1 protein-coding gene is annotated in these 289 nt (G+C 75.1%); it reads right to left on the bottom strand.

All coding sequences use genetic code 11. The features are described from left to right. Nucleotides 1-289: DUF4153 domain-containing protein (locus tag ASF38_RS18275; RefSeq protein WP_369815149.1), on the bottom strand; the 289-nt coding region annotated here is incomplete at both ends.

The following is a 289-nucleotide window of genomic DNA, read 5'->3' as shown; positions in this document are numbered from 1 at the left end:
GAGGGCCAGGTAGCAGCCGGCCAGGGTGACGCCGGCGACGAAGAAGCAGACGAACCCGCGAGCCACGACCGAGTCCCAGGCGAGGTCGGGCACGATGCTCGACGCCCAGGTGCCGAAGACGGCGTCGCCCGAGGCGAAGAGCCCGCCGAAGAGCACCAGGCCGCCCGCGGCCAGGGCCGTCGTGCGCAGCACCGGCCACAGCAGGCGTGAGCGGCTCGTGGCCGAGAGGGTCCGACCGAGGAGCGGCAGCCCGCGGGCGGCGGACGCGATCCATGCGACGACGGCACCG

Source organism: Aeromicrobium sp. Leaf272 (assembly GCF_001422865.1).
GTDB lineage: Bacteria > Actinomycetota > Actinomycetes > Propionibacteriales > Nocardioidaceae > Aeromicrobium.
The sequence above is the reverse complement of the archived record's forward strand: the minus strand, read 5'-3'. Positions and strand labels throughout refer to the sequence as shown.